General features: G+C 63.7%; 28 protein-coding genes and 1 pseudogene. 14 read left to right on the top strand and 15 right to left on the bottom strand.

Features of this window, described 5'->3' with window-relative positions; genetic code table 11:
- Window positions 1–174 precede the first annotated feature (174 nt).
- The gene (locus tag FJ546_RS23160) at window positions 175–1068 is read right to left on the bottom strand and encodes an AraC family transcriptional regulator (protein ID WP_140891448.1); all 894 of its coding nucleotides are present in this window, start codon (window positions 1066–1068) and stop codon (window positions 175–177) included.
- Window positions 1069–1198: 130 nt separating this feature from the next.
- Here FJ546_RS23160 and FJ546_RS23155 point away from each other — a divergent pair, with 130 nt between their 5' ends.
- Window positions 1199–1945 (top strand): SDR family NAD(P)-dependent oxidoreductase, encoded by a 747-nt coding sequence (locus FJ546_RS23155; RefSeq protein ID WP_140891447.1) that lies wholly within the window; start codon window positions 1199–1201, stop codon window positions 1943–1945.
- An 11-nt stretch (window positions 1946–1956) separates the two neighbouring features.
- Here FJ546_RS23155 and FJ546_RS23150 read toward each other — a convergent pair whose 3' ends face one another.
- On the bottom strand, window positions 1957–2595 hold the full coding sequence (locus FJ546_RS23150; RefSeq protein ID WP_140891446.1) for a 2-dehydro-3-deoxy-phosphogluconate aldolase: 639 nt from the start codon (window positions 2593–2595) through the stop codon (window positions 1957–1959).
- A 191-nt stretch (window positions 2596–2786) separates the two neighbouring features.
- On the opposite strand from FJ546_RS23150, the gene FJ546_RS23145 reads away from it, so the two are divergent.
- The 4 genes and pseudogenes from FJ546_RS23145 to FJ546_RS23130 all read left to right on the top strand — a co-directional run bounded on the left by FJ546_RS23145 (window position 2787) and on the right by FJ546_RS23130 (window position 5621).
- Window positions 2787–3716, top strand: a complete 930-nt coding sequence (locus FJ546_RS23145; RefSeq protein ID WP_140891445.1) for a rhodanese-related sulfurtransferase — start codon at window positions 2787–2789, stop codon at window positions 3714–3716.
- 116 nt (window positions 3717–3832) lie between these two features.
- A pseudogene (locus FJ546_RS23140) lies at window positions 3833–4565 on the top strand (tellurite resistance TerB family protein).
- 124 nt (window positions 4566–4689) lie between these two features.
- Entirely contained in the window at window positions 4690–4869 is a 180-nt protein-coding gene (locus tag FJ546_RS23135) for a hypothetical protein (RefSeq protein WP_140891444.1), read from the top strand.
- Window positions 4866–5621: an SDR family oxidoreductase gene (locus FJ546_RS23130; RefSeq protein ID WP_010911332.1), complete on the top strand. Its 756-nt coding sequence runs from the start codon at window positions 4866–4868 to the stop codon at window positions 5619–5621. Before FJ546_RS23135 ends, FJ546_RS23130 begins: the two co-directional genes overlap by 4 nt.
- 33 nt (window positions 5622–5654) lie before the next feature.
- Here FJ546_RS23130 and FJ546_RS23125 read toward each other — a convergent pair whose 3' ends face one another.
- On the bottom strand, window positions 5655–6029 hold the full coding sequence (locus FJ546_RS23125; protein ID WP_140891443.1) for a YciI family protein: 375 nt from the start codon (window positions 6027–6029) through the stop codon (window positions 5655–5657).
- 152 nt (window positions 6030–6181) lie between these two features.
- Complete coding sequence (locus FJ546_RS23120; protein WP_019861023.1) at window positions 6182–7366, bottom strand: pyridoxal phosphate-dependent aminotransferase; 1185 nt, start codon at window positions 7364–7366, stop codon at window positions 6182–6184.
- 83 nt (window positions 7367–7449) lie between these two features.
- On the opposite strand from FJ546_RS23120, the gene FJ546_RS23115 reads away from it, so the two are divergent.
- The 4 genes from FJ546_RS23115 to denD all read left to right on the top strand — a co-directional run bounded on the left by FJ546_RS23115 (window position 7450) and on the right by denD (window position 10419).
- Window positions 7450–8136: a GNAT family protein gene (locus FJ546_RS23115; protein WP_140891442.1), complete on the top strand. Its 687-nt coding sequence runs from the start codon at window positions 7450–7452 to the stop codon at window positions 8134–8136.
- A gap of 32 nt (window positions 8137–8168) precedes the next feature.
- Window positions 8169–9134, top strand: coding sequence for a cation diffusion facilitator family transporter (locus FJ546_RS23110; protein WP_140891441.1), 966 nt, complete (start codon window positions 8169–8171; stop codon window positions 9132–9134).
- A gap of 82 nt (window positions 9135–9216) precedes the next feature.
- Window positions 9217–9429, top strand: coding sequence for a hypothetical protein (locus FJ546_RS23105; protein ID WP_140891440.1), 213 nt, complete (start codon window positions 9217–9219; stop codon window positions 9427–9429).
- A 12-nt stretch (window positions 9430–9441) separates the two neighbouring features.
- Window positions 9442–10419, top strand: coding sequence for a D-erythronate dehydrogenase (gene denD, locus FJ546_RS23100; RefSeq protein ID WP_140891439.1), 978 nt, complete (start codon window positions 9442–9444; stop codon window positions 10417–10419).
- Window positions 10420–10455: 36 nt separating this feature from the next.
- Here the strand turns inward: denD and FJ546_RS23095 are convergent, their stop codons facing one another.
- The 4 genes from FJ546_RS23095 to FJ546_RS23080 form a co-directional block, all read right to left on the bottom strand.
- Window positions 10456–11622 carry a nickel/cobalt transporter gene (locus FJ546_RS23095; protein WP_140891438.1) on the bottom strand — a complete coding sequence of 389 codons (1167 nt, stop codon included), beginning with the start codon at window positions 11620–11622 and terminating at the stop codon, window positions 10456–10458.
- Window positions 11619–12287 (bottom strand): DUF1007 family protein, encoded by a 669-nt coding sequence (locus tag FJ546_RS23090; protein WP_140891437.1) that lies wholly within the window; start codon window positions 12285–12287, stop codon window positions 11619–11621. Before FJ546_RS23090 ends, FJ546_RS23095 begins: the two co-directional genes overlap by 4 nt.
- Before the next feature lie 256 nt (window positions 12288–12543).
- On the bottom strand, window positions 12544–13443 hold the full coding sequence (locus FJ546_RS23085) for a LysR family transcriptional regulator (protein ID WP_140891436.1): 900 nt from the start codon (window positions 13441–13443) through the stop codon (window positions 12544–12546).
- Between the two features lie 3 nt (window positions 13444–13446).
- On the bottom strand, window positions 13447–14643 hold the full coding sequence (locus FJ546_RS23080; RefSeq protein WP_140891435.1) for an amidase: 1197 nt from the start codon (window positions 14641–14643) through the stop codon (window positions 13447–13449).
- A gap of 542 nt (window positions 14644–15185) precedes the next feature.
- Between FJ546_RS23080 and odc2 the strand changes: the two genes are divergently transcribed.
- Together odc2 and FJ546_RS23070 are read left to right on the top strand one after the other, a co-directional pair.
- Entirely contained in the window at window positions 15186–16319 is a 1134-nt protein-coding gene (gene odc2, locus FJ546_RS23075; RefSeq protein WP_140891434.1) for an ornithine/lysine decarboxylase, read from the top strand.
- A 153-nt stretch (window positions 16320–16472) separates the two neighbouring features.
- Window positions 16473–17042 carry an N-acetyltransferase gene (locus FJ546_RS23070; RefSeq protein WP_069093067.1) on the top strand — a complete coding sequence of 190 codons (570 nt, stop codon included), beginning with the start codon at window positions 16473–16475 and terminating at the stop codon, window positions 17040–17042.
- 86 nt (window positions 17043–17128) lie between these two features.
- Here FJ546_RS23070 and FJ546_RS23065 read toward each other — a convergent pair whose 3' ends face one another.
- The 4 genes from FJ546_RS23065 to FJ546_RS23050 all read right to left on the bottom strand — a co-directional run bounded on the left by FJ546_RS23065 (window position 17129) and on the right by FJ546_RS23050 (window position 19161).
- Entirely contained in the window at window positions 17129–17413 is a 285-nt protein-coding gene (locus FJ546_RS23065; RefSeq protein WP_140891433.1) for an SCP2 sterol-binding domain-containing protein, read from the bottom strand.
- Between the two features lie 182 nt (window positions 17414–17595).
- A complete protein-coding gene (locus FJ546_RS23060) occupies window positions 17596–18132 on the bottom strand; it encodes a hypothetical protein (protein ID WP_140891432.1) in 537 nt (178 codons plus the stop codon).
- A 29-nt stretch (window positions 18133–18161) separates the two neighbouring features.
- Window positions 18162–18587 (bottom strand): hypothetical protein, encoded by a 426-nt coding sequence (locus FJ546_RS23055; protein WP_095786967.1) that lies wholly within the window; start codon window positions 18585–18587, stop codon window positions 18162–18164.
- A 13-nt stretch (window positions 18588–18600) separates the two neighbouring features.
- Window positions 18601–19161 (bottom strand): rod-binding protein, encoded by a 561-nt coding sequence (locus FJ546_RS23050; RefSeq protein ID WP_140891468.1) that lies wholly within the window; start codon window positions 19159–19161, stop codon window positions 18601–18603.
- 394 nt (window positions 19162–19555) lie between these two features.
- Here FJ546_RS23050 and FJ546_RS23045 point away from each other — a divergent pair, with 394 nt between their 5' ends.
- On the top strand, window positions 19556–20596 hold the full coding sequence (locus FJ546_RS23045) for an aminopeptidase (protein ID WP_140891467.1): 1041 nt from the start codon (window positions 19556–19558) through the stop codon (window positions 20594–20596).
- 18 nt (window positions 20597–20614) lie between these two features.
- Here FJ546_RS23045 and FJ546_RS23040 read toward each other — a convergent pair whose 3' ends face one another.
- Window positions 20615–21184, bottom strand: coding sequence for a GNAT family N-acetyltransferase (locus tag FJ546_RS23040; protein WP_181168055.1), 570 nt, complete (start codon window positions 21182–21184; stop codon window positions 20615–20617).
- Window positions 21185–21323: 139 nt separating this feature from the next.
- Window positions 21324–21707, bottom strand: a complete 384-nt coding sequence (locus FJ546_RS23035; RefSeq protein ID WP_095786965.1) for a VOC family protein — start codon at window positions 21705–21707, stop codon at window positions 21324–21326.
- A 258-nt stretch (window positions 21708–21965) separates the two neighbouring features.
- Between FJ546_RS23035 and FJ546_RS23030 the strand changes: the two genes are divergently transcribed.
- Both FJ546_RS23030 and FJ546_RS23025 read left to right on the top strand, forming a co-directional pair.
- On the top strand, window positions 21966–23702 hold the full coding sequence (locus FJ546_RS23030; RefSeq protein WP_140891431.1) for a peroxidase family protein: 1737 nt from the start codon (window positions 21966–21968) through the stop codon (window positions 23700–23702).
- Window positions 23703–23704: 2 nt separating this feature from the next.
- Window positions 23705–24106, top strand: a complete 402-nt coding sequence (locus FJ546_RS23025; RefSeq protein WP_140891430.1) for a hypothetical protein — start codon at window positions 23705–23707, stop codon at window positions 24104–24106.
- Here FJ546_RS23025 and FJ546_RS23020 read toward each other — a convergent pair.
- Window positions 24068–26134: a BTAD domain-containing putative transcriptional regulator gene (locus tag FJ546_RS23020; RefSeq protein WP_140891429.1), complete on the bottom strand. Its 2067-nt coding sequence runs from the start codon at window positions 26132–26134 to the stop codon at window positions 24068–24070. The genes FJ546_RS23025 and FJ546_RS23020 overlap by 39 nt on opposite strands.
- Window positions 26135–26141 lie beyond the last annotated feature (7 nt).

Raw genomic sequence — 26141 nt, 5'->3', positions numbered from 1 at the left:
AGTGGGTGCGTTCCAACCTGAGGATATTCATGAAGAAGGTTCTGCTGGCGTCAGTTCTGGCATTGGTTGCAGCATCTGCCGCGATCGCTCCATCGCAAGTTTGGCCCGGCCGGCGGGAGTCGGCCGGGCTTTTTCGTGCCAGCTGATGTAGCGCTTACGTCCTTGTTCCGAGCTCTAGTCGATCTCCGGCGTGGCGGCCTCGCCCCTGGCCAGAAGCCGTGCGGCGTCACGCGCCGGCGGCAATCCGAAATGGCGCGCATATTCCCGGCTGAACTGGGATGCGCTTTCGTAGCCGACGGCAAAGGCGACACGCGCGGCGCTGCCTGGCTCCGCGATCAGCAGATGACGCGCCTCCAGCAGCCGGACCTGCTTCTGGTACTGGATCGGGCTCATGGCCGTTGCCGCTTTGAAGTGGCGGTGAAACGAAGCGTTGCTCATATGGGCCAGCCCGGCCAGCTCCGTCACGTCGATAGGCTCGTTGTAGTGCGATCGTATCCAGGCGGTGGCGCGGCGGATCTGCGACAGGCGGCCGTCAGCGCCCGCGAGCTGGCGCAGCTTCGCGCCTTGCGGGCCCTGCAGCAGGCGGAACGCGATCTCGCGTTCGAGCATGGGCGCGAGCACCGGAATTTCGGCCGGACGGTCGAGCAGCCGCAGCATGCGGCGCCAGGCATCGAGCAGTTCGTCATCCACCCGGTTGGTCACGAAGTTGTCGCCGTCGACCGCCGGCTTGTGGTCGATAAGCAGGCTGGCGATCAATCCGACATCGAGGGCGAAGGCGATGGCCATGTAAGGAAAGGCGCTGCTCGCTTCGATCAGCTGGCTGGTGGCGGGCGTCTCCACCGCATAGACGAAATAGCTGCCGGCGCCGTAGCGGAGCGTGCGGTCGCCGATCAGCACTGTCTTGGCACCTTGCAGCACGAACAGCGCCGTCGGCTGACAAAGCTCGGGCAGCGGCGCGGTTGGAACCTCGCTGCGGCCGATCGTGACCCGCGGGATGGCCGTCCTTGTGCGCCGCCCATGCGCATGGCGGCCGGCGATCGCGATCAGTTCCTGCAAGGCGTCTTCCATGTCTTCAGCATTGCCGATCCATGCAGGCCGCGCAACCGGTTGAGAGGATCAGGCAAGAGGACGCGATTATCCGGCGCGCCAATTCGGCCGGCGCACGTCATGTCTGGATCTCAAAGAAGGAGATGCGGACATGACGACGAAAACGAATGCGCTGATCACCGGGGCCAACAAGGGCATCGGCCTCGAAACCGCTCGTCGGCTGGCAGCCATGGGTTTCAAGGTCTGGCTCGGCGCCCGCGATGCCGAGCGCGGGGAGGCCGCGGCAAGGGCGTTGCGCAATGAAGGGCTCGACGTCGAATGGCTCGCTCTCGACGTCGCCAGCGACGACAGCGTGGCGGCGGCCAGAACCCTGACGGCGCAGGTCTCCAGCCTCGACGTGCTGGTCAACAATGCCGGCATTGCCCCAGGCTATGTTGACGTGCTCGGACCTGACGGCCGCTACGAACGGCCGCCAAGCCGAGAGAACGTTGAGGATATGAAAGCCGCCTTTGACGTCAACGTCTTCGGACCGGTTCGCGTCACCCAGACCTTCCTGCCGCTGCTCCTGGCAGCGCCCGCCGCCCGTATCGTCATGGTCAGCAGCTATCTCGGCTCGATCGCGCGCGCCGCCGGCAACAGCCAGTCGCCTAATGTCATGGGCTATGGCAGCTCGAAGACAGCGCTCAATGCCATCACCGTGGCCTTCGCCCGGGAGCTGTCGCCGCGCGGCATCATGGTCAACGCCGCCGCTCCCGGCTACACCGCGACGGACCTCAATGCGCACAGAGGCGGCCGTACGGTGCGGCAGGCCGCCGGGGTCATCGTGCAGCTGGCGACGCTGGAGGCCGGCGGGCCGACCGGCGGCTATTTCGACGAGAATGGTCCGTTGCCCTGGTGAGCGGGAACCGACTATTTCCTGAGCTGGCTGGCAGCGCGTGCGAGTGCTTCGATCTCGTCCCACTTGCCGGCCTTGACCATGTCGTCGGGCGCGACCCAGGAGCCGCCGACGCAGATGACGTTGGGCAGGGTGAGGTAGTCGGCGGCGTTCTTGCCGGTGATGCCGCCCGTCGGGCAGAATTTGACATCGGCCAGTGGCGAGGCGAAAGCCTTCAGCGAGGCGATGCCGCCGGACTGTTCGGCCGGAAAGAATTTCAGGAAGCGCAGGCCCGCCTCGCGCGCGGCCATGATCTCGCCGGGCGTGATGGCGCCTGGCAGCAGCGGAACCTCGCTGTCGGCGGCGGCTGCCAGAAGCTCGCGCGTGATGCCAGGGCTGACGATGAAGCGGGAGCCGGCGCTGGCGGCCTCGTCGAACTGCCTGCTGTCCAGAATGGTGCCGGCGCCGACAATGGCTTCCTCGACTTCGGCCGCCACCCGCCGGATCGCTTCCAGCGCATCTGCGGTCCGCAGCGTGATCTCGATCGCCGGCAGGCCGCCGCGTGCCAGGGCACGGGCCAACGGCACCGCATTGGCGACGTCATTGATCTTCAGCACCGGGATGACCGGCTGGCCGTTGAGGAGCGACAGGAGTTTTTCGGTCTTGCTGGGCATCTGTCTCTCCATTACCAAGGGGTGATTTCAACCGATTAGCAGACGGGTGTTTACCTGTCCACGAAACCGGTCGCGTCGCGATGTCACGCGCTACCGGGCAGCTTACCGGCTCCTTCCCGACAGGGCCATGACAGGCGCCGAGGCCGGTTTCGCCTTGAATCGGCTTTTACGAGCGTCTAGTTGCTCTGGCAATGACACTGTCCGCTCCATCCCAGCCTGTCCGGGTCGCCGCGCTTTACCGGTTTGCCCGGCTCGACGCCTTCGAGAGGCTGCGCGCGCCGCTCGCGGCCTTCTGCTGCACACGCGGCATCAAGGGCACGCTGCTTCTGGCGCATGAGGGCATCAACGGCACCGTCGCCGGCAGCGAAGCAGCGGTCGCCGAGCTCATCGACCATATCGAAGCCATCGACGGGCTGGCGGGGCTCGAGATCAAATACAGCGCGGCCACGGAAATGCCTTTCCATCGCATGAAGGTGCGGCTGAAGCGCGAGATCGTCACCATGGGCGTCGAGGACATCGACCCGGCGACAAGCGCCGGAACCTATGTCGCGCCCGCCGACTGGAACGCGCTGATTTCCGAGCCCGACACGATCGTCATCGACACGCGCAATGCCTACGAGGTTTCTATCGGCACCTTCAAGGGCGCGGTCGATCCGGCGACTGCGAGCTTTCGCGAATTCCCGGCCTGGGTGGAAGCGCACCGGGCGGAACTCGAGGGCCGCAAGGTGGCGATGTTCTGCACCGGCGGCATTCGCTGCGAAAAGGCAACCGCCTACGTGAAATCGCTCGGTTTCGAGGATGTGTTCCATCTCAAGGGCGGCATCCTCAAATACCTCGAGGAGGTTCCGGCCGAGCAGAGCCTTTGGCAAGGCGAGTGCTTCGTCTTCGACGAGCGGGTTTCGGTGTCGCACGGTCTCGCCGAGGGTGACGCGCAACTCTGCCGTGCCTGCCGCCATCCGCTGACGGCGAGTGAGTTGGCATCGCCCAGATATGCCGCAGGCATTTCTTGCCCGCATTGCTTCGACGCCCGTACCGACGAGGACCGTCAGCGCTACGCCGAGCGCCAGCGGCAGGTCGAGCTTGCGCAGGCGCGGGGCAAGGGGCCGCATATCGGGTCCTGATCCGGGCACCGGAGCCGCGGCAGCGGCGGCCTGTCATTGCAATGTCAGGTTTCGGGACCTACGTCTTCGGCGTTCGAAACCTGCCCGTTCGGCCGGGCACATGCTGGAGGCACTGAATGTTCGATCCCAAGAAGCTTCTCGACGATCTGCTCGGCTCGCAAATTCCCGGCACCAGCGGCACCGTCCGCGACAAGGCGGGCCAGGCCGTGCAGATGGCCAAGGACAACCCGCTGGCAGCGGGTGCGCTGGCGGCCGTGCTGCTTGGAACAGGCGCCGGCCGCGAGGTGACAGGTGCCGCGGTGAAGCTCGGCGGTCTGGCCGCGATCGGCGGCCTCGCCTACAAGGCCTACCAGAACTACAAGGCCGCCGGAGCAGGCGCCCGCCGCCGGCGAACCGGAATTGCTGCCGCCGCCCAAGGACACCGCCTTCCATCCGTCGCAGGCGCCGCAGGGCGAGGACGAATTCACGCTGACCCTGGTGCGGGCGATGATCTCGGCGGCCAAGGCCGACGGTCATGTCGACGACGAGGAGCGCAAGAAGATCGCCGGCAAGCTCAGCCTTTCGGGGATCGGCTCCGATGCCGAGACATTTCTGATGGCGGAGCTGGAAAGCCCGCTCGACCTCGACACGCTGGTGGCGCAGGCCAAGACCGACGCGCAGAAGCTCGAACTCTACACGGCATCGCGTCTCACCATCGATCCCGACACGCGCGCCGAGCGCGGCTATCTCGACCTGCTTGCCGGCCGGCTCGGCCTGCCGGACGCGCTGGTCGACCATGTCGAGGCGACGGTTTCGGCAGTCAAGGTTCCCGCAACAAAGGCCGGGACTTCGCCCAATCCACGCTGGTAGGATCAGATCGGGACAGGCCGTCTTTCCGGCGTTAACCTCTCGTTAACTCAGGAAGCGCATGATTCTACACAGTCGGATCGGCTTTTCCTCCTCCCAAGCCCGGTTCAGATCAGGGCGGTCGCCAATGACCGCCCTTTTTGTCGGCCCATGCCGGGGCGTGCTCTGCAAATCGAGCGCCATTTTTCAAGGGATGTTCGTGCGGGTCCGCTTGCCATCGCTGCCGTCATTTGCGATGCCTTCTGCCGAGCCAAATCCTGAAAATCAGTCGGGCACGCTCGGCGCTGCCGGAGGACATCAGCCATGACCGAAGAAAGAACCGCCATCGTCACCGGCGCCGGCACAGGCATCGGCAAGAGCGTCGCCACGGCGCTGCTCAAGGCCGGCTGGAACACGGTGTTCTGCGGCCGCCGCAAAGCGGTGCTGGATGCCGCGATCGTCGAGGCCGGCCGGACCGAGGCCAAGGCATTGGCGGTCGCTTGCGACATCAGCAAGGCCGGCGAGGTCGACGATCTGTTCGAGACGGTGGCGGAAGCCTTTGGCCGCGTCGACCTGCTCTTCAACAATGCCGGCATGGGTTACAAGTCGACGCCGATCGACGAGATCCCGGTCGAGGTGTGGAACGATATTGTCGGCGTCAATCTCACCGGTTCGTTCCTGTGCGCCCGCGCCGCCTTCGGTGCCATGCGCAAGCAGCGGCCGATGGGTGGGCGCATCATCAACAATGGTTCGGTGTCGGCCTATGCGCCGCGCCCGGGCTCGGTGCCGTATACGGCGACCAAGCATGCCATCACCGGGCTGACCAAGACGCTGGCACTGGACGGCCGGCCCTACGACATCGCCTGCGGCCAGATCGACATCGGCAATGCGCTGACCGACATGGCGCAGCCGATGACGGTCGGCGTGCCGCAGGCCAATGGCTCGATCGCCGCCGAAGCGGTGATGGATGTCCAGCACGTTGCCGATGCCGTCGTCCACATGGCCAGCCTGCCGCTCGAGGCGAACGTACTGTTCATGACCGTGATGGCGACCAAGATGCCGTTCGTCGGGCGTGGGTGAGCAGCGGACGCTGGCAGGGCCTGCGCCGCCGGCTCATTTGCCCGCCAGCGGAGCGCCGGGCTTGAACAGCAGAATGGGCCTGATCTCGTAGACGGCGGTCGGATTGACACGGCGAAGGTCGCGGGCAATCGCGATGGCCTCGTCCCGCGTGACGCAGTCGACGACATAGAGGCCGAGCAATTGTTCCTTGGTCTCGGCGAAAGGGCCGTCGATGACCACGCCGTCGCCCGGCCCGCGCAGGGTGAAGGCATCCTGCGTCGCCCCCAGACGCGCCGACGGTCCAAGTGTGCCTTCCTCACGAAGCCTTGTGTTGATCTTCAGCAGCTCGGCCATCAGTGCCGCATCTTCCTGCGGCGTCAGCGCCTTGATCGCATCTTCCACGTGATAGGCAAGGATTGCATAAAACATCCGAGGAACCTCATTCCGATCCTGATCGTTGGACGGTAACCGTTCCCGACATGCACGCACAGTCCTGGCCGCGAGCCTGCCGACGGATCATGACACCGACATGCCGGCCGACCGCAGACCATCCGGGAAAGGGCTCCGGCCTTCCTCGAAGCTCACTTGGCCAGGAACGCCCCGATCCGTTCCAGCGCGCGCAAGATGTTTTCCTCGGAGTTGGCGTAGGAGAGCCTGACATAGCCTTCGCCGAGAATGCCGAAATCGGGGCCGCCGATCAGCGCCACGCCGGCGTCGTCGAGCAGCGCGGAGGCGAGCTTCTTTGCCTTCCAGCCGGTCTTCGAGACATTGGGGAAGGCATAGAACGCGCCCTTTGGCGTGATGCAGGAAATGTTGGGCAAGGCGTTCAGCCCCTCGACCACGACCTTCCGGCGGCGGTCGAAGGCGCGCATCATCGTGTCGACGTCGTCCTGCGGGCCGTCGATGGCCGCGATGCCGGCGAACTGGCTCGGCGCGTTGACGCAGGACCAGCAATTGACCGCCAGCTTGCGCACCTTGTCATAGAGATGGGCGCCCTTGTCGCCATTCGGCCAGATCGACCAGCCCATGCGCCAGCCGGTCATCGCCCAGGTCTTGGACCAGCCATTGAGCACGATCAGCCTGTCGCGGATTTCGGGGAAGCCGAGCAGCGAGCAATGCGTCTCGCCGTCATAGGTCATGACGTCGTAGATCTCGTCGGAGAGGATGGCGACATCGGGGTGCTTCTCCAGTCCCTTGACCAGCTTCTCGATCTCGGCGCGCGGCGTGACGCCGCCGGTCGGGTTGGCCGGCGAGTTGAGGATCAGGAGCCTGGTCTTGGAGGTGATCAGTGCCAGCGTTTCCTCGGCCGAAAAGGCAAAGCCGTTTTCCTCGCGCATCGGCACGGGAATGGGTGCGGCACCGGTGAATTCGATCATCGAGCGGTAGATGGGAAAGCCGGGGTCGGGATAGAGGATCTCGGCGCCGGGTTCGCCGAACATCAGGATGGCGGCGAACATGGTCGGCTTGCCGCCTGGCAGGATCATCACCGTCTCGGGCGAGACCTCGACGCCGGTGGTGGTCAGCGTACGGCGCACAACCGCCTCGCGCGTCGCCAGAAGCCCGTTGGCGGGCGTGTAGCCGTGGTGGCCGTCGCGCAGCGCCTTGATCGCGGCCTCGACGATGTGCTGCGGCGTCTTGAAGTCGGGCTGGCCGATGCCGAGATTGACGATGTCGCGACCCTGTTGGGCCAATGCGGTCGCCCGCGCCAGCACCGCGAAGGCATTTTCCTCGCCGAGACGGTCGAAGGCCGAAATCGTGTGGAGCATTTTTCCCGTCCGTGTGGTTCTTACTGTGGGGTTGCGTTTTTGTGAGCTTCGGCCCGCAAAAGTCAAACGGATTGGAGTCTTCGGTGTCGGAAAATCTCAAAGATTGGCAACCGCGTCCGCGACCCGAGCGCAAGGTGATCGACGGCCGCTATGTCAGGCTCGAACCGCTGAGCGCCGCAAAGCACGGTGACGGGCTCTATGAGGCATCTTCCGTGTCCGACGTCGACGGCCGCTTCGCCTGGCTGCCCGACTACCCGCCGGAAACCCGCGCCGCCTTCCAGCCCTGGCTGGACAAGGTCGAGGCGAGCGAAGACCCGCTGTTCTTTGCCGTCATCGACAAGGCGACCGGCAAGGTCGCGGGCCGCCAGACATTGATGCGCATCGATCCGGCCTACGGCGTCATCGAGATCGGCAACATCTATTGGGGGCCGCTGATCTCGCGCAAGCCGGGCGCGACGGAAGCGCAGTTCCTGTTCATGAAATACATCTTCGACGAACTCGGCTACCGCCGCTACGAATGGAAGTGCAACAATCGCAACGAGCCGTCGAAGCGGGCCGCGGAACGGTTCGGCTTCAAGTTCGAGGGCATTTTCCGCCAGCATCTCATCGTCAAGGGTGAAAACCGCGATACCGCATGGTATTCGATTATCGACAAGGAATGGCCGGCCCTGCGCAAAGCCTATGCAGCGTGGCTCGACCCGGCCAATTTCGACGGCGACGGCCAGCAGAAGCGACGGCTCGAGGATTGTCGCGCGGAATTCGGCGCTTAAGTCCGGCTTGGGGCGCATGACAGGAGCTGCCATTGGCGCATTCCCACGACCATAGCGGCCATGATCACGGCGGCGCTGGCCATGTGCATGGCGCGACCGACAAGAAGCGCGTGCTGATCGCCGCCTGCCTGACGGCGGGCTTTATGGTGGCGGAGGCGCTTGGCGGTCTCTTCACCGGCTCGCTGGCGCTGCTGGCCGATGCCGGCCACATGCTGGCCGACGCCATCGCGCTCGGCCTTGCCTGGTATGCCTTCCATCTTGCCGGGCGGCCGGCGACCGGCCAGCTCACCTATGGCTTCGGCCGGGTCAAGACACTGGTCGCCTATACCAACGGCATCGCCATCTTCGTCATCGCGCTGTGGATCGTCTACGAGGCCTGGAAGCGCCTGCTCACACCAGCGCCTGTGCTGGGCGGACCGATGCTGGTGGTGGCGATCCTCGGCCTGCTGGTCAATATCGGCTCCTTCCTGGTGCTGCATGGCGGCGACCGCGAAAACCTCAACATGCGCGGCGCCATCCTGCACGTACTGGGCGACCTGCTCGGTTCGGCGGCGGCGATCGTGGCGGCGCTGGTTATCCTGGCAACCGGCTGGACGCCGATCGACCCGATCCTGTCTGTGCTGGTCTCGCTGCTGATCCTGTCGACGGCCTGGTCGCTGATGCGCGCCGCCGCCCATGTGCTGCTCGAAGGCGTGCCGCCAACCCTCGACCGCGATCTTATCGCAAGGGACCTGGAAACCACGATCCAAGGCGTGCGCGAAGTACACCATATGCATGTCTGGTCGATCGATGGATCGAGCAACATGGCGACGCTGCACGCCTGCCTTGATGAGGGCGTCGATGCGCACAAGGCGGTCAGCGCCGTCAAGAAGCGGCTTGCCAGCGAGCACGGCATCAGCCATGCCACCGTGGAACCGGAATTCGGCCAATGCGCCGACGAGGCCGACGACCATGAGCATGAGCACGATGCGGCCGCGCATCACAGCCACCATCACTAAGTCCGGTCGGTGACCGGCCCTGCCTCAGGAGTTCCACAGCTTTGAAAGCCAGTCCTACGAACACTTGCTGTCCCGGTGCGGCATGATGGATCGCGACACCAGGAATGCCGCCATTGCCGCGCTGTGGATCATGCTCCTTTTCGGTGTCGCGGCCTTCTACCTGCCGACCGTGATGCTGGCACTGGGCAGCCTTTCGACCGTGCTCGCCGGCATATTCGGCATTGTCTTCGTGCTGGCGTTTTTCCTCGTGTTCTGGCTGCGCGCGCGCAGCCAGCGCAAAAATCAGGGCAAGTAAGGGAATTTTGACATGCGCATTCTGATCACCGGCGCCGCGGGCATGGTCGGCCGCAAGCTCATCACCCGGCTGGCCAAGGACGGCACGCTGCGCGGCAAGACGATCACCGCGCTCGATCTGCACGACATCGTGCCGCCGCAGGCCCCGGCCATGGAGGGCGTCAGCATCAGCACCCACACCGGCGACCTCGCGGAGGCGGGCGCCGCCGAAAGCCTGGTTGCGTCGCGCCCCGATGTCGTCTTCCATCTTGCCGGCATCGTGTCGGGCGAGGCGGAAGCGAATTTCGAACTTGGCTACCGCGTCAATCTCGACGGCACGCGGGCGCTGTTCGACGCCATCCGGCTGGCGGGTTTTGCGCCGCGCGTGGTCTTCACCTCTTCGATCGCCGTCTTCGGCGCACCGTTCCCGGATGTCATTCCCGATGACTTCCATCCGACGCCGCTAACCTCCTACGGCACGCAGAAGCAGATGAGCGAGGCATTGCTCGCCGACTATACCAGGCGCGGCTTCTTCGACGGCATCGGCATCCGCCTGCCCACCATCTGTGTGCGGCCCGGCAAGCCGAACAAGGCGGCCTCCGGCTTCTTCTCCGGCATCATCCGCGAGCCCTTGAGCGGGCAAGAGGCGATCCTGCCGGTGCCACGCTCGGTCGTGCACACCCATGCCAGCCCGCGCTCGGCGGTGAATTTCCTGATCCATGCGGCGGAGATCGACGGCAGGGCCGTCGGGCCGCGCCGCAATCTGACCATGCCGGGCGTCGCCGTCAGCGTCGGCGAGCAGATCGAGGCGCTGGAACGCATCGCCGGCGCCAAGACGGTAAAGCTGATCCGCGAGGTGCCGGACGAGACGATCTGGGCGATCGTCAAGGGCTGGCCGACCCGCTTCGAGGCGAAGCGCTCACGGGAGCTTGGTTTTACCGCCGAGCAGAGCTTCGACGAGATCATCCGCGCCCATATCGAGGATGAGCTGGGCGGCAAGATTCCTGGTTAGGAGTTTGCCATCCCATTTCGACGGGATAGGACAGACCTAGACGCTGCCCGTCAGGCTCGCCGACAGCAGCAGCAATCCGAACAGGAACACGAAGGCAGCGCCGCCGATCTCGACGATCGAATGGATGCGGTTGCCCATGCGGCCGTCGCCGGCGAAATACACCGCCCAGTTCTTGGCGGTCACGGCAAGCGTCGCCAGCGCCGAGACGGTGATGGCGGTTCCGATCGACATCGCCAGCACCGACAGCAGGCCGCCCAGCCAGAGCCCGTTGAGCAGTGCGAAGCTCAGTACGATGAGCGCGCCGGAGCAGGGGCGGATGCCGACGGCGGCCACCGCCGTCCAGGCCGTGCGCCAGTCGAACCGATCACCCGACAGCAGCGCCGGATCGGGCGCATGCGAGTGGCCGCAGGTTTCGCAGACCTCGCCCGCGGCGTGATCGTGATGGGCATGGTCATGATGATGCGCATGATCGTGCGCGCCATGGTCGTGATGGTCGTGCGCGGCGTGGTCGTGATGGTCGTGCGAACGTTCATGGACATGGTCGTCATGCCCGTGCTGGGCGTGCGCCGAAAGGCTGTGCGCGGCATGAGAATGGCCGGCGTGCGCCGCCGACAGGCTGTAGGCGGGGCCCCTGCCGAACAGGCGCAGGATAGACGGGCCGAGCTTGCGCCACAGCAGCCAGGCGCCGAACAGGGTGACGAAGACAAAGCTCATGATCTCCATGAACCAGGCCGCGTCGGTCATCGAGATCGCGGTGCCGCGCAGGACGAAATAGGCGACCGCCATGACGGCGACCGCCGTCAGGCCCTGCAGCAGCGCCGAGACGAAGGACAACAGGATGCCGCGCCGCAACGCCACTTCATTGGCCACCATGTAGGACGAGATGACAGCCTTGCCGTGGCCGGGGCCGGCGGCATGGAAAATGCCATAGGCGAAGGACAGGCCGACGAGCAGCCAGAGCTTGCTGTTGTCCTGGCGCATCGCCTTCATCGCCGTCGCCAGTGCGCGGTAGAATTCCTGTTGCCGCAGGTTGATCCACATCAGGATGTGCGCGAACGGACCGGTGGTGGGCGCCATGCCGTCATTGACGCCGATGCCGAGCGAGGACTGGGCATGCGCGGCATCGGCGAAATGCATCGCGGCAAAGGTGAGGGCCAACAGGCCGAATGCCAAACGCAGGGACGGTTTCGTCACCGGCTTCATCCTTCTGGCTGACAGGTCAGTTCGAGCTTGGTGGCAAAGATCTTGCTCATGTTCGTGCCTGTCGGATCGTTGAAGAAGGCATCCGTCAGGGTCTTCTGATTTTCCTTGATCGCTTCGTCCGGATCCGGCCGCACGACCTTGCTGGTGCAGTTCGGCGGCAGGCCTTCGACCGTGATGTTGGAATCCTCGGTGAAGTCGATCGCCGTGTAAAAGGTCGGGTCGTAGACGCCGATATCGATCTTGCCGTTGAGCTTGATCGGCGCCTTCGGCTCGGACTCGAACAGGATGATCAGCTGGTCGTTGTCGAAATTGGCCATCAGATGCGGCGGCGGCACCATCGTCACGTCCTTGCCGTTTTGCGTGACGAGCTGGAAATAGTTGAACTCGGCGAGCGAGGCGTGAACGGTGTCGGCGACCTCCTTCAGCTCCTTGTCGTCAAGCTTCAGGTCGGAGTTCTTGTCGAACTCCATCATCACCGTACTCGAAAACAGGTCGTCGAAGCGCCAGAGATGACGCAGCGCTTTCACACTTTGGTGATCCGGGGACAAGATGACGTCCAGGCGTGCCTCGGCGAAGACGTGCGGGTGCACGTAAGCCGGTCCCGTCGCGGCAAAGGTCGCCGCCAGGGCCGAAGCCAGTATGATTGCGTGCCGTTTGAGCTGCATTCCCGGTCGCGATTCCCTTGGCTTTGGAGAGGAACCGAAGGTCACCAGAAAGGGGGCGAAATTGGGACCGCCGGTGCGTGTCACCCAAAACTGCGCAGCGGTTTTGGGATAATGACACGCACAAACCCAAAGCGTGTCGCCCAAAAGTGCGCAGCGGTTTTGGGATAATGACACGCACAAATCCCAAAGCGTGTCGCCCAAAAGTGCGTGTCGGTTTTGGAACTACGACACGCACGCAACAGAGGCCCTGGGGAGGTCAAGCGACCTCACGCGTCTTGAACCACTGCACCAGGAAGTCGACGAAAACACGGACCTTGGCCGGCAGATAGCGGCGGTGCGGGTAGACGGCGAAGATGCCGCCGCCGGACAGGATGCGGTCGTCGAGCACCGTCACCAGCCGGCCGCTGTCAAGATCGGGCCCGGCGATGAAATCCGGCAAGACGCAATATCCGAGTCCCGACACGGCGGCGGCGCGCGCCGCCATCGGGCTGTTGACCTCGATCGGACCAGACACGGCGACGCTCAGCTGATCGTTGTTGTCGCCCTTGAACGGCCAGTTGTTCAGCCCGCGGCCATTGGTGTCGACGATGCAGGGCATGTGGCCGAGATCCTGCGGCCGCGTCGGCATGCCATGCTTGGCGATCAGTTCGGGAGAAGCGCAGAGTTTTATCGAAAACGGCGCCAGGCGTCTCGCGATCAGCGACGAATTCTCCAGGCGTGAGATGCGCACGGCGAGATCGAAGCCTTCCTCGACGAGGTCGACGAAGCGGTCATCGAGCTGAATATCGAGCACGATGTCGGGGTGCTGCTTGGCGAAGTCGATCAGCGATTGGCCGATCGGCGCGTCGGCAAAGGTGCGCGGTGCCGACACCTTGATCCTGCCGCGCACGTCGCCGGAAGATTCGCGCACGGCGTCCGCCAGGCTGTCGACCTCGCGCACGATCTCCGAGGCGCGCCGGTAATAGGTGTGGCCGGCCTCGGTCATCGAGAACTGGCGTGTCGTGCGGTTCAGCAGCAGCGCGCCGAGTTCGTCCTCCAACTCGCGCACATATTTCGACAGCAGCGCCTTGGAGCGGCCGATCTTGCGCGCCGCCGCCGAAAAGCCCTCTGCCTCGACGACGTCGATGAAGGCGCGCATGCGGGTCAGTGTGTCCATGGTTCAGGCCTTTTGTGCTGCGTCGAGAAGTTTTCGGCCGAGCCGTATCAGGGCAATGTCGCTGCCGGAAGGGCCAAGCAGCGAAAGGCCGAACGGTGCGCCGGCGACCGAGCCGATGGGCAAGGTGATCTGTGGAAAGCCGGAAAGCCCGGCGAGGCACAGAAGATGCAGGGCGCGCTCGCGATAGGCCTGGAACTGCTCCGGCGTCGAGTCGACATGGGGCGCCGGACCCGGCACCGTCGGCAGGACAAGGAAGCCGTCCTTGCCGAGCAGGGCGCTGAGTTCACCGCGGAAGGTCAGCCGGCGCACTTTTTCGGCCTGCGCCGTGCGGTCATCGACGGCGCGGCCGAAGCCGAAACGCTCCTCGACGCCGGGACCAAGGTCGCGCTCGCCGCTGGTGATCCATTCGCCATGCACCCCCCACGCTTCCCTGGCCTGCAGCCGACGAAAGCACCAGTAGAGTTCATCAGGGGAAGAGCTGAAGCGGGTAATAGAGGTCGCCGGCGTACCGAAAACCGCACCCGCCAGCGCCTTCATCCTGGCGTATTCGGCAAGGGCGGGGCCAGCGACCATCTCGTCCAGCCAGGTGAGCGATATCGGGCGGTCCAGCGAATGCTGGTGCGGGTCGCGGCCAAGCAGCAGTTTGCCGACGGTCTCGTAGGTCTCGATGTCGTCGGCAAACCAGCCGAACGTGTCGAAGCTCGGCGCCAGCTTCATGGTGCCATCGAGCGAAATGCGGCCATGCGTGGTGCGCAACCCGATCAGGCCGCAAAAACTCGCCGGCGCGCGGATCGAGCCGCCGGTGTCGGAGCCGGTGGCGATGTCGGCCAGCCCGCCAGCCACAGCCGATGCCGATCCGGACGACGAGCCGCCGGCAACGCGGTCGGGCGCCTCCGGGTTCACCGGAAACGGAAAATGCGCGTTCTGGCCGAACAGCGCAAAGGCCAGTTCGTCGGTCTGCGTCTTGCCGACGAAGCGCGCGCCAGCATCCAGAATCGTCTGCACCGCCGGCGCCGTGCTTGAGGCGGCATTGCTTTCGGCGAATTTCCTGGAATTGCCACAGCCGGTACGGTAGCCGGCGACGTCGTAGATGTCCTTGACAGCCAGCCGCAGGCCGGCGAGCGGGCCGAATTCGGCATGGGCCACCTGCATCTGGCGAAGATCGAGGAAGGCGTTGTAGGGGCCGTGCGTGCCTGTCATCGTTCGATATCCGGATACGGTTGCACCTACATTGTTCGATGCCGGAAATTTTACAACCTGCGATACGATTTTTATTGATTGTGAAATCCTTCGCCCCTATATCGCGCTTGCCCAAAGTCGCACGTGCCTGTGGGTGTCCGCCGGTCCTCGAATGGTGAGGGAAATCGGTAAGGTAACTGGAGCCAACCCCTCCAGTCGGTTTAGCGGCCAACCGCCAGACCGAGGACACCTTGAAGCAACGACGGTGCGGGCCTTTCTGGTTCTCTGCCGGTTGTCCAAAGACCGGGGTTACTGAAGAGGCACACCTTCATTGCCGGCAGTGCGGAACGGGGTTCTCCCAATCCAAGCCAAGGCAGACAAAGCGGACCGAAGCCGGGCAAGGCCGAGGTTCATCGCCGCGAGACGGCGTTTCATGGTTCCGGGGTCTCCACCGGCTGGTCCCATGGATTTTCCGTCCCGCCTTTGTCCACCGCGTGTTCGCGAGGCCGACAGCCCGCGTCCGCACCCTTGTGCGCGCCGAAAGGCGTGTTTGGAGAAACCCGATGGCTACCCAGCGCATCCTCGACTTCCTCGCCACCCGACGTCCGTCCGGCCCTTGCCTCGTCGTCGACCTCGATGTCGTGCGCGACAATTTCCGCGCCTTCGAGAAGGCGCTGCCCGATTCCAAGATCTACTATGCGGTGAAAGCAAACCCGGCGCCGGAAATCCTGCGTCTCCTTGCTGCGATGGGCTCGTCCTTCGACACCGCTTCCGTTGCCGAAGTCGAGATGGCGATGGACGCGGGTGCGCCCGCGGACCGCATCTCCTTCGGCAACACCATCAAGAAGGAGCGTGACATCGCACGCGCCTACCAGCTCGGTATCCGTCTCTTCGCGGTCGACTGCGTCGAGGAGGTCGAGAAGATCGCCCGCGTCGCTCCCGGCGCGCGCGTGTTCTGCCGCGTGCTGACCGACGGCGAAGGCGCCGAGTGGCCGCTGTCGCGCAAGTTCGGCTGCGTGCCTGACATGGCCGTCGACGTGCTGCGCCATGCCAAGGCGCTCGGCCTCGACGCCTATGGCGTGTCGTTCCACGTCGGCTCGCAGCAGACCGACCTGACCGCCTGGGACCGTGCGCTGGCCGACGCCAAGAAGGTGTTCGCGACGCTGGCCGAGGAAGGCATCGTCTTGAAGATGGTCAACATGGGCGGCGGTTTCCCGACGCGCTATTTGCGTGACGTGCCGGCGGCCCAGGCCTATGGCCAGGCGATCTTCTCGGCGCTGCGCAAGCATTTCGGCAATGCCATTCCCGAAACCATCATCGAGCCGGGCCGAGGCATGGTCGGTAATGCCGGCGTCATCAAGTCGGAAGTCGTGCTGATCTCGAAGAAGGCCGACAATGACAATGTGCGCTGGGTGTTCCTCGACATCGGCAAGTTCGGCGGTCTGGCCGAGACGATGGACGAGGCGATCCGCTATCCCCTCGTCACCCGGCATGACGGCTCGGAGACCGCGCCTTGCGTGCTCGCCGGCCCGACCTGCGATTCGGCCGACGTCATGTACGAGAAGACGCCGTATCCGCTGCCTCTGTCGCTGACGATCGGCGACGAGGTGCTGATCGAAGGCACCGGTGCCTATACGACCACCTACTCGGCGGTCGCCTTCAACGGCTTCGAGCCTCTCCGATCCTACGTGATCTGACGGTTCTTTATTTGGCGCATTTTCGGACGGCGAACCGGATACCACTTCGCCTGAAAAATGCGCTGAGAGCCGATCAGATCATCCCAGGCGGGCGCTTGCCGCCCGCCCGGGCTCGCTTGTGGAACAGATCTCCGCTTGCCAGGGATTGCGGAAATGGAAATGTCAGTTGAAATCGTAGCTCATGCGCCGGCCTTCTCCATGGTCGCCGAAACCGTCGCCGACGTTGCGGCACGCGAAGCCTTGCTCGATCGTGCCATGGGGCCGATGCGGCGGAAAAAATCGTCGGAGAAGCTGCGGCGTGGCCGCCGGCCCTCGGAAGGCCTGGCCTTCGTCGCGCGCGATGCGTCGGGCGGCGTTGCCGGCACGGTGCGGCTGTGGGATGTCAGGCTGGGCGAGGGCGGCCCGGCGGCATTGCTGCTTGGCCCGCTCGCCGTCGATCCGTCGCTCAAGAATGCCGGCATCGGCTCGGCGCTGATGCGCCACGCCGTGGCCGAGGCGGCGCGTCTCGGTCATGCGGCGATCCTGCTGGTCGGCGATGCGCCCTATTACGGACGCTTCGGTTTCTCGGCCGACAAGACGGGCCGGCTGGCGATGCCAGGCCCCTATGAGCGGCATCGCCTGCTGGCGCTGGAACTGGTGGACGGCGCGCTCGACGGCGTGCACGGCACGCTGAAGGCTTGCGGCCGCAAGTTGAAGGCCCAGGCGCCGACACTGGCCGCCTGAGGCATCGACCACGCTATTCCTCAAACAAAACGCCGCCTGAAGGGCGGCGTTTTGCGATCCATTGACGATCGGGTGATCGTGCGTGTTCAGCCAATCAACTGGCTGAGCGCCATGGCCACCGTCATGTCGCCTTCGACTTTGATCTTGCCGGTCATGAACGCCATGGTCGGGTTCAGGTCGCCGGCGATCAGCGAATCGAGATCGTCGAGCGAGAGCTTGATGGTGCAGTCGGCGGGGGCATCGGTGTTCGAGACGGCTGCGCCGTCGATGACGATGACGCCGTCGCCGCCGGTGTCGAACTTCACGGAACGATCAAACCCGCTGCTGGCCACACGCGACTTGATCTTCTCGGCAATCTCCTGAACGCTCACGCTGTTCTCCCTGTCTGGTTGCACCTGTCGCGCAGGGCATTTCGGTCTGGCCGAAGCCCATGCGGCATCTCTGGCGATCACGGTCGCTGCCGCATATAGCTTCTGGTTGACGTTTACGTCAACGCAAATCCTGGAAGCTGGTTCCTATCGCCGCACCAGGTAAGCTGTCGGGGCACCAGTGGTTAGTGGGCTGGCGGCGCGTCCGCTTCGGCCGGCTTGGCGGTCCCGGCAGCCGCGGTGTCGGACTCCTGTCGACGGCGTAGCCAGTTGTCGCGGATCTCGTCCTTGCTCAGGAAATTGACCTGATCGATCAGAACCTCATGCACTAGGTTCGCGCCGACGCGGGCATTGACGGTGTCGCGGATGGCGGCGCGAAAGGCATCGAGGTCGATCGTCGCCTTCTTGGTGAAGTCGATCTGGGGATTGGCGTAGAGGTAGCTGTAGACCTGGTCGGTAATGAGCGCTTCGGCCGGAATCGACAGTTTCTTTATCTGCTCCGGTTCGACGGTGTAGACGAGCTTGGCCAGGAAATAGCCGCCGATCTTGAAATCGCGGATCAGCGGCACCGAAATGACGTCGGTCTTGACGTAATCCAGCCCGCCCAGCATCGGCTTGGGTTTCTCGCCGACACCGCGTTCACCGGCTGCCTGGAACGAATAGAAGACGGCGCCGAGCGTGGCGGCGCAGACCCAGACCGCGATGGCGATGATCTTGATCATTCAGAGCCCGAACCCGAGATCATCGCGCTCTAGCCTTTCATCCGGCCGAACTCGCCGGCGGAGTAGGTGCCGTCGGTTTCGGCGCGCTGGATGGCGCTGCGCAGCAGGCCGGCGACCTCATTGACGGCGCTCAGATGCGCCAGGATCGCCGCCTCGTTCTTCGCCAGTTTCTGGCGCAGCCGGGTCAGGCCCTCGCGGTGCTGTTCGAGGAACTCGGCTTCGCTGCCGCCCTTCATGGCGCGGGTCAGCTCGTAGAGATAGCGGCTCTTGCGGGCGTTCGACGCCTTGAGATCATAGCCGGTATCGCTGCGGATGCCGGCGGTCTCTTCCTCGACCACCTCCTCGATGCGGCCGATGATGGCGGCAAGGTTTCCGGGCCGCGCGAACGGGATCGGAGCCTCCGACGCGGTCGTGCGCGCCGGCAGGTTGGCAGTGAATTCGGAAGAATCGGCCATGGTGTTTCCCAGTCTAGATCTTGATGTCTGTTTTTATGGTTGTCTCGTCGCCGGTCATCGACCTGGCGGCCTTGCGCTGCAATTCCTGGACGAGCGAGGTGGACAGACGGGTTTGCTGATCGATCTCGGTCTTTTCCGGTCCGTTTGAAACCGGGCCGACCGGCACCATGCGCTTGCCGTCCATATAGTGGTCGGCAAGCAGCGACTTGGCGATGCCGATGCCGCCGCGCTCGGCCATCACGTCGGCGACGCGCTCGGCGAGCTGCGACTTCCACATGTCGCCGGCCAGACCCGTGCCATAGACGCCCTCTGTGTCCTTGGGCAGCATGTTCTGGATGAAGGTCTGCAAGACCATCGCCTCGAACTTCTTGAATTTCTTGGCCGGATCGGCCGTCGCCGCCGCCTTGTCAGCCGTGGCGCGCGACAGAATCGAGCCGGCGTCGACCGACGCCGCGATATCGAGCGAACCGGGGGTGTCGACCGAAAAGGCACCGGCCGCGCCACCCGCGCGCCTGGTCAACGCGGCACGGGCAGCCTCGATATCCATCGGATCGGCAGCTCGGGCGACATCCATAACGATGTCGCTGGGTGGAGAAATCGCCAAGAAAGTCCGCCTTTTACCGGTTTTTCCTTGGCTAGACCATGCCTCAACAAGCTTGTGGCAGGCTTGCGCGAGGGGAAGGGGGCGGAATGTGGGGTGGAGATGAGGTGTCGGCTTCGGGTTCGGAAGCGGGCATCCGCCACCGTTCTCGAATGACCGCAACTGCCCGCAAGTTGACGACAGGCAGCGGGGCACGGCGCGCCGTAGGCGAATGGCCGCATCGCCAACCCTGCCAACGTCGAAAGTCCGGCTTGCTGCCCCTGTACATCTTGACGGGAATTGGTGCGCCTGTTTGAGAACGGGATCGAGACATTTGCTGCATGGGAGATGAGCAAGCGGTGGGCAAACAGTGAAGCGCGTTCTTCGAATGCTTGCCGCTGCGATCGTGGCGTCCGGCCTGGCCGGGTGCACCAGCATTTCCTACTACGCGCAGTCGGTGGAGGGCCACGTGCAGATCATGGCCGCGCGGAAAAATGTCGGGAGGCTCATCCGTGATCCCTCGACGCCCGAGGCATTGCGCGCCAAATTGACGTCGGCCAGCGCCATACGCCGCTTTGCCACGGAAGAACTGGCGCTGCCCGACAACAGCAGCTATCGCAGCTATGTCGACATCGGCCGGGCCGATGTGACCCTTGCCGTTTTTGCCGCGCCGCAATTCTCGCTTACGCCGATAACATGGTGCTTTCCGGTGTTCGGCTGCGTTCCGTACCGGGGTTACTTTTCCCGGAAGTCAGCGGCTGAAAGCGCGGCCGAACTGCAGCTGCAAGGCCTGGACGTTTATGTGTCGGGCGTCACAGCCTACTCCACGCTGGGCTGGTTCAGCGACCCGCTGCTCAGCACCATGCTGCGTCAGGACGACACCTATATCGCCAGCCTTATCTTTCATGAGCTGGCGCATCAGAAAATCTATGTGAACAACGACTCCGCGTTCAACGAGGCTTTCGCGGTCTCCGTCGAAACCAGCGGTGTGAGGAAATGGCTCCGAGCTACCGGCAATCGCGCCGGATTGCGCCGCTACGAAACGAACCGCAAGCGCCAGGCGGATTTTCTCGGACTGATAGCGGAAACGCGGGATGAGTTGCGGCAGGTCTATGGAAGTCCCCGCGCCCCTGAGCAGATGGCGGCTGCCAAGGGAGCCGCGATCGATAGGCTGCGAATACGCTACCGGCAGATGCGCGACAAAAGCTGGGCCGGATACCGGGGATACGATGCCTGGTTCGATGCCCCGATCAACAATGCAAAGCTCGCCGCGACTGCCGTCTACGGTGAACAGGTTCCGGCATTCCTTCATCTGTTCGATTTGTGTTCCAGCGACTATCCAAGGTTCTACGCTGCCGTTCGCCGGATCGCGGATTTGCACGAACCTTCCCGTGCCGAAGCGCTTAAGGCCGCGGATACCTGCAATTGAATTGAGCAAGCACGGGATCTAGCGGTCTGGCGTCGCCTTGCTCGTCGACAGTGGCGATCCGATATCCGCATCGAGCGCGAAACGCTCGCAGCGCTCGCCATCGGACTCATCGATGAAGCTCTCGATACGCTTGAAGCCGAGCTTCGCAAATATCCGCAGCGACGCGAAATTGCGCGCCGCCGCCTCGGCCGTCACCTGTTCAAGCGCCAGGGTTACAAAGGCGTAGCGCAGGACTTCGCGCGCCGCCTCGCTGCCCAGCCCGTGCCCCCAATGCGCGCGCGCCAGCACAAATCCCAATGCGGCTGCCTTGGCATCGGTTGCGCCGAAGGTCAGGGTTATCGTCCCGATCGCGTCCGATACGCCTGCGTGGTCCATGGACCACTGGATCGCCTTGCCGTCTGCGAACCGCTGACGCGAGCGGGCCAACCATCGCTCGCCCGCGCTTATGTCGCTGGGAATGGGATCACCGGCGAGGGAGGCGGATTCGACATCCGTCGCGCGCGCAAACCATGCCGGGATATCCCGTTCGCTGGGCGCCCGAAGCACGAGCCTCGGTGTCATGAGTTTGGGAAATAGGACTGCTTCCATGGGGGCATTTTCGACCCGAGGCGGCGCCAATGCAACGGCGCGGGCAGACCGCGTCCGCTAGCTGGAAATAACGGCCCCGCTTGCGTTCGGAATCAGCCATTCAGCCGCGACCGGCATGGTGGCGAAAGCGTACCGTTCCTTATGGGACTTCGCAGAGTTCCAGCGGCAATCCATCCGGGTCGCTGAAGAAGGTAAACCGTTGATCCGTATACGGGTCGATGCGGATTGGCTCAACGGCGACGCCGGCGGCTTCCAGGCGCATGATTACGGGATCAAGATTGGCCACGGCAAATGCCAGATGCCTCAGGCCTGTCGCCTCTGGATAGGACGGCCTCGTCACTGGGGCGGGGAAGGAGAACAATTCCAGCTGGACGGACCCGATCCGCAAATCGGCCTTCCATGACTGTCGCTCCTCCCGATAGACCTCCCGGATCAGATCGAGGCCGAGGAGTTCGACGTAGAACCGTCGCGACCGGTCGTAGTCGGTGCAGATGAGCGCGACGTGGTGAATGGCGTTCAGCATGTCGTGAACTCTAGCGAAGCTTGGATTCGAGGCCAAGGTCACCAGCGGGCACGAAGCACTTTGTTTATGTCGCCACTCAAAGGTACAGTACGGCAGCTTCCAGGCTTGGCGGGGATCGGCGGACGGCGACCATGCAGCGCATTGCTGACCCGGCAGATTGGGGCCGTCGACTTTCCTCGCGCGCCGCGAAATTGGTAGCATTTCACGCTGGTTTCACGACACGTATGGAATACGGTCCAAGGGACGGGGAGAACCGGAATGAACGCTCATCGCGGCACGACGACCGCCGGGCTGGCCGTGTCGGGCGGTGTTCAAGGCATCGCCGGCACTGTTGATCCGCGTCAGGTGCAGTTTCGCAACTTTGGCAATGCTGCCGGCGCGGACGAAGCCAAGCTCTATCATGGCCTGGACACGCCTTGGGCCACTCAGTGCCTGTTTGCCAAGTTGCTGCGCAGGATGAGTGTGGCATCCGCCGGAAGTGGCAACAAAATCAACGAGCGGATTCCGGCAGGATACACCTATCTTGCGCAGTTCGCCGCACACGACATTATCCGCAATTCCTCGCTCAGTCCCTTGTTGGCGGCTCACGAGGCAGAGCGCCGCAACGAACGCGAGGAGGCACTCCTGCTCGACGTGCTTTACGGCGGAGGACCGTTCTCGAACCCTGGTATGTATGTCGTGGCCAAGCCTGGTGAAGTCGTCAGGTCGCTCATGCGTACCGGGCCGATGGCACCGCCGTCACCGAACGCCATGGCGATGCCCGCGGGCGCCTGTCCCTTTGCCATACGCGACTTGCCACGCTTTCAGCAGGCCGATCTGAGCGATGGGGTCGAAAGGGGCCGGACGGACGTCCTGGTCGCAGACCAGCGTAGCGACGACAACGCCAACATTGCGCAAATGACGGCGCTTTTCCTGCACCTGCACAATGCCGTGGCCGGTGTACTAGGCGGCGGCGGAATACCCAAGAAGGACGTTGAACTGCCGGCAGGTGCGTATCTTTTCGACCGGACACGCCGCGTCACGACGGCGATTTACCGGAATGTGGTGCAAAATGATTTGCTGCCGCGCCTCATCGCCAAGCCGATATGGGACCTCTACAACGCGAACGGGTTCAGACCACTGGTCGACATGCCGCAAGGCATCCCGATTGAGTTTTCCCACGCGGCATACCGCTTGGGCCATTCCATGGTCAGGCTTTCCTATGTCTTCAATGACCAGCATCCGGAAGGCGAAGGGTTGGAGAACGTGTTGCTCAACCGCTCTTCATCACGCCCGCATAGGTTCCCGGTCTCCGAACACTGGATCGCCGATTGGTCGCATTTCTTCCAGATCGCCGGCTCGACGCCGCAGTTCAGTCGGCGTATCGGAACGGTCAACGAAGTGCTGCTGAGTGCCTACAGCATGCCGATCCTGTGCGTCGGCCCCGATTCAAAGCCACTTGACCCCGCCACAGCGGGGCTGTTGAGCGAAGCAGACAGGGCTGCACTACCCGACCCGAATGCGTCGGGACTTTTGTTCAGCGATCTGGTCCGAGGAACCATTGGTGGCCTGCTCAGGCTCGATGCCTTGATCGAACAATTGCCTCAGGCCGCTCTCGCGACCGCGCCGTTACTCGGCGATGCCGGGAAACGGCACCAAGCTATTCGATCCTGGCTTCAAGGATCGACCGTTGCCTTCACCGCGGCCGAGGCGACTGAGCTGGCAGAAAATCCGCCGTTGCTGTTCTGGCTGTTGTTGGAGGCCGCGATCGAACAGGACGGGCTGTGTTTCGGCACCATCGGATCGGTGATTGTAGGGGATGTCTTCATGGCGAGATTCGCGGCCTCGCGCGCCATGATCGAAGACGACCCAATTACGCAAGACCTCGTCGCCAGACTGTTTCCCACTGGCATTCCGCGAACAATGGCCGACCTGATCCTTTTCGTCGCCAGCGCGCTCAATCTGGGCGACGCCTGGCCCCGGTTCATCACCCCGCCTACAACTCCTGGAGCTTGAACATGGCTGACCCCGTCGACAATTTGGACGCCTTTCCCGAACCGATCAAAACCCTTAACTTCGAGGCGACCGGCCGCAAGGTGGTGCAATGGGCACAGGATCCCAGCACGCGTCCGCGCGACTTGGCCGAGTTCAAGGCCCAACTCGATGGACTCGTCGTCGTGCCGGACCGCTATAAGGAAATCCAGATCGTTCAGGGATACGACCACGTCTTCTTCCTGCGGTTACCGCCCAACAATCAAGTGACGCAATCGCAAAAGAAGCTCCAGACCGAACAAGGCGGCATGGCCGATTATGGCATTCCGGAATTCTATTTCGATGCCATTCTCGAAAAGGTGCCGTTCAACCGCGACAGTTTCTTCTACTCACGCATCGCGGACTACACCATTCGGGGCTGCCGATAGAACGGGCTCTGGCAAAGGCATATGGCTGACGACAATGCCGGCCCCGGCTAGCCCTCGGCGCAGTGCCTCGAGGGCGTCTGGACTGTAGATCGGAAAGCTGTCCATGAGCCATGTGCCGACGTTGCCCGGCTCCGGTGACTCATGTCCAAACCACGTCGTCTTCAGCTGCGCTAAAAATCGGTCGGCCTCTTCATGCGCGGCTTGCTCATTGCCGAGCAAAGCGAGCGCCGCAGCTTTCCAGCCGCCAATGTACGACACACTATCGGCGGCGCGCTCGGCCGCTTCGACGCAACCAGCATAGTCGCCAAGCAGGAACCGCACGCCCGCCTGATAGCTCCATTGCAGGCGTGAAACGCCGAGTCCGGTCTGCAACGCCAAAGTGGCGATACGCCGCGCGTTCTCGCGATCGTCGCAATAGGCAAGCCCGAGAGAAGCGGAGACCAAGGTCCAGGGGTCGTTGCCATTGAGTTCGCAGGCCAGAAGGAAGCTGATGGCTGCCTGCTGCGGGATGCCGTTCATGGCGTAGGACCACGCCAGATGCAGTTGGCTTCGGGAATCAATCGGATCGATCTGGGTCGCCTGCTTGGCAAACGTCAGCGCTTCGGCGTGACGTTCGCGTCGCCGGCCGATGCCGGGGAAGATCAGATGCCGTGAATTGATGATGCCGGCCAACCCGGCGTAGGCGGCAGCGAACCGCGGTGACTCCGCGATGATTGATCTGAACAGAGCCTCGGCCCTTTCCTCTGACTCCGGGCGCCACTGAAAGATCAGTTCCTGCGCCCTCAGCCAGCGGTCGAACTGCTCCAGCGACAGGTCCGGGATGCTGGCAATCTGAACCAGCCGTTCGGACGACATGCTGACACCCAGCGCGACGGCGATGCGGCGGATGAGCCTCTGCTGGGTCTGGTACCACTGGCTGTTTTCGATGACGAACTGCTCGCTCCAGATGTAGCGCCCCGATGCAAGCTGCTTAAGCGTCATGCTGAGACGCAATGCCGGCCCGTCGATAAATCCGGTCGCCTCGATGCAATAGGCATTCTCGGTGAAGCGGGGGGGATGCCCTTCCCATTCCATTACCGCCCAGTCGCGGAATCGCACCAGGGACGCAACCAGTTCACTGCGGAAGATTTGCACGGCGTTCCGCGCGCGGACGGAACCGCTCACCAATTCGAATTCCCGCACGAACAGCAGCACGCCGGCGGCGGGCTCTTGCAGCCGTTGCGCCTGGGACCCGAACGCCTCGGCGGCGATTGCGGTTACCGCCCCCCTGTCCGTGGCCCCGATCGTACCGAGCTTGATGTCACTGACCAGGGCCTGCGTGGCGGCTGAAGGTTCGCTGTCGAACTCTGTTTCAAGCAGGTCCCAAAGCCCCTTATAGGCCCTCAAGGCCGTTGCTTGGTCGCCCATCCGAGCCGACGCTTCCATGACTGCTCGGCACCCGATCTCGTTGGTCGGATCGAGATTGAGCAGGGCTTGTCCGGCTCGCTTTAGCGCTGGCCAGTCTGCCGCGGCCTTGGCCATCGCTTCCAGACACGAGATAAATTCATCCTGAAGGCATTGCCGCTGGACGAGGACCCAATTGCGAAACGAGGGGTCGATGTCGTCCAGGCCATTGAGAAAGCTTTCGGCGACACGCTGCCTCTCCAGAAGGACAGGCGGAATCCTTCCAGCTTTCAGCTCGTGCCTGATCTCACTCACATCCACTGTGACGAGCGACTGCTTCAGCGTCACGTTGAGCCGGTCTCCGAGGAAGACCCCTTCAGCTTCAGCCAGGCAGGTCTTGAGATCGACTACGGTTTGCCTAAGCGAGGCCCTCGCTCGTGCCTCGTCCGATTCACTCCAGAGCAAGCCGCAGATGCGCTCGCGGGTTTCAAAACCATGGGGGCTCAGCGCAAGATAGGCAAGGACGGCACGCGATTTGCGGTTTCTCACGGCGACGTCTCGCCCAAATTGGCTCAGCGCTACCTTGTCAAGCGTCGTGACGCTGATCAGCGGCGCAGTCCTCGTTGGGGAGTTGTGCCCGATCATCGCTGTC

Origin of the sequence: Mesorhizobium sp. B2-4-19, from assembly GCF_006441315.1 — a bacterium.
GTDB lineage: Bacteria > Pseudomonadota > Alphaproteobacteria > Rhizobiales > Rhizobiaceae > Mesorhizobium.
Note: the sequence above shows the minus strand (reverse complement) of the source record. Positions and strands in the feature narration are given on the sequence as shown.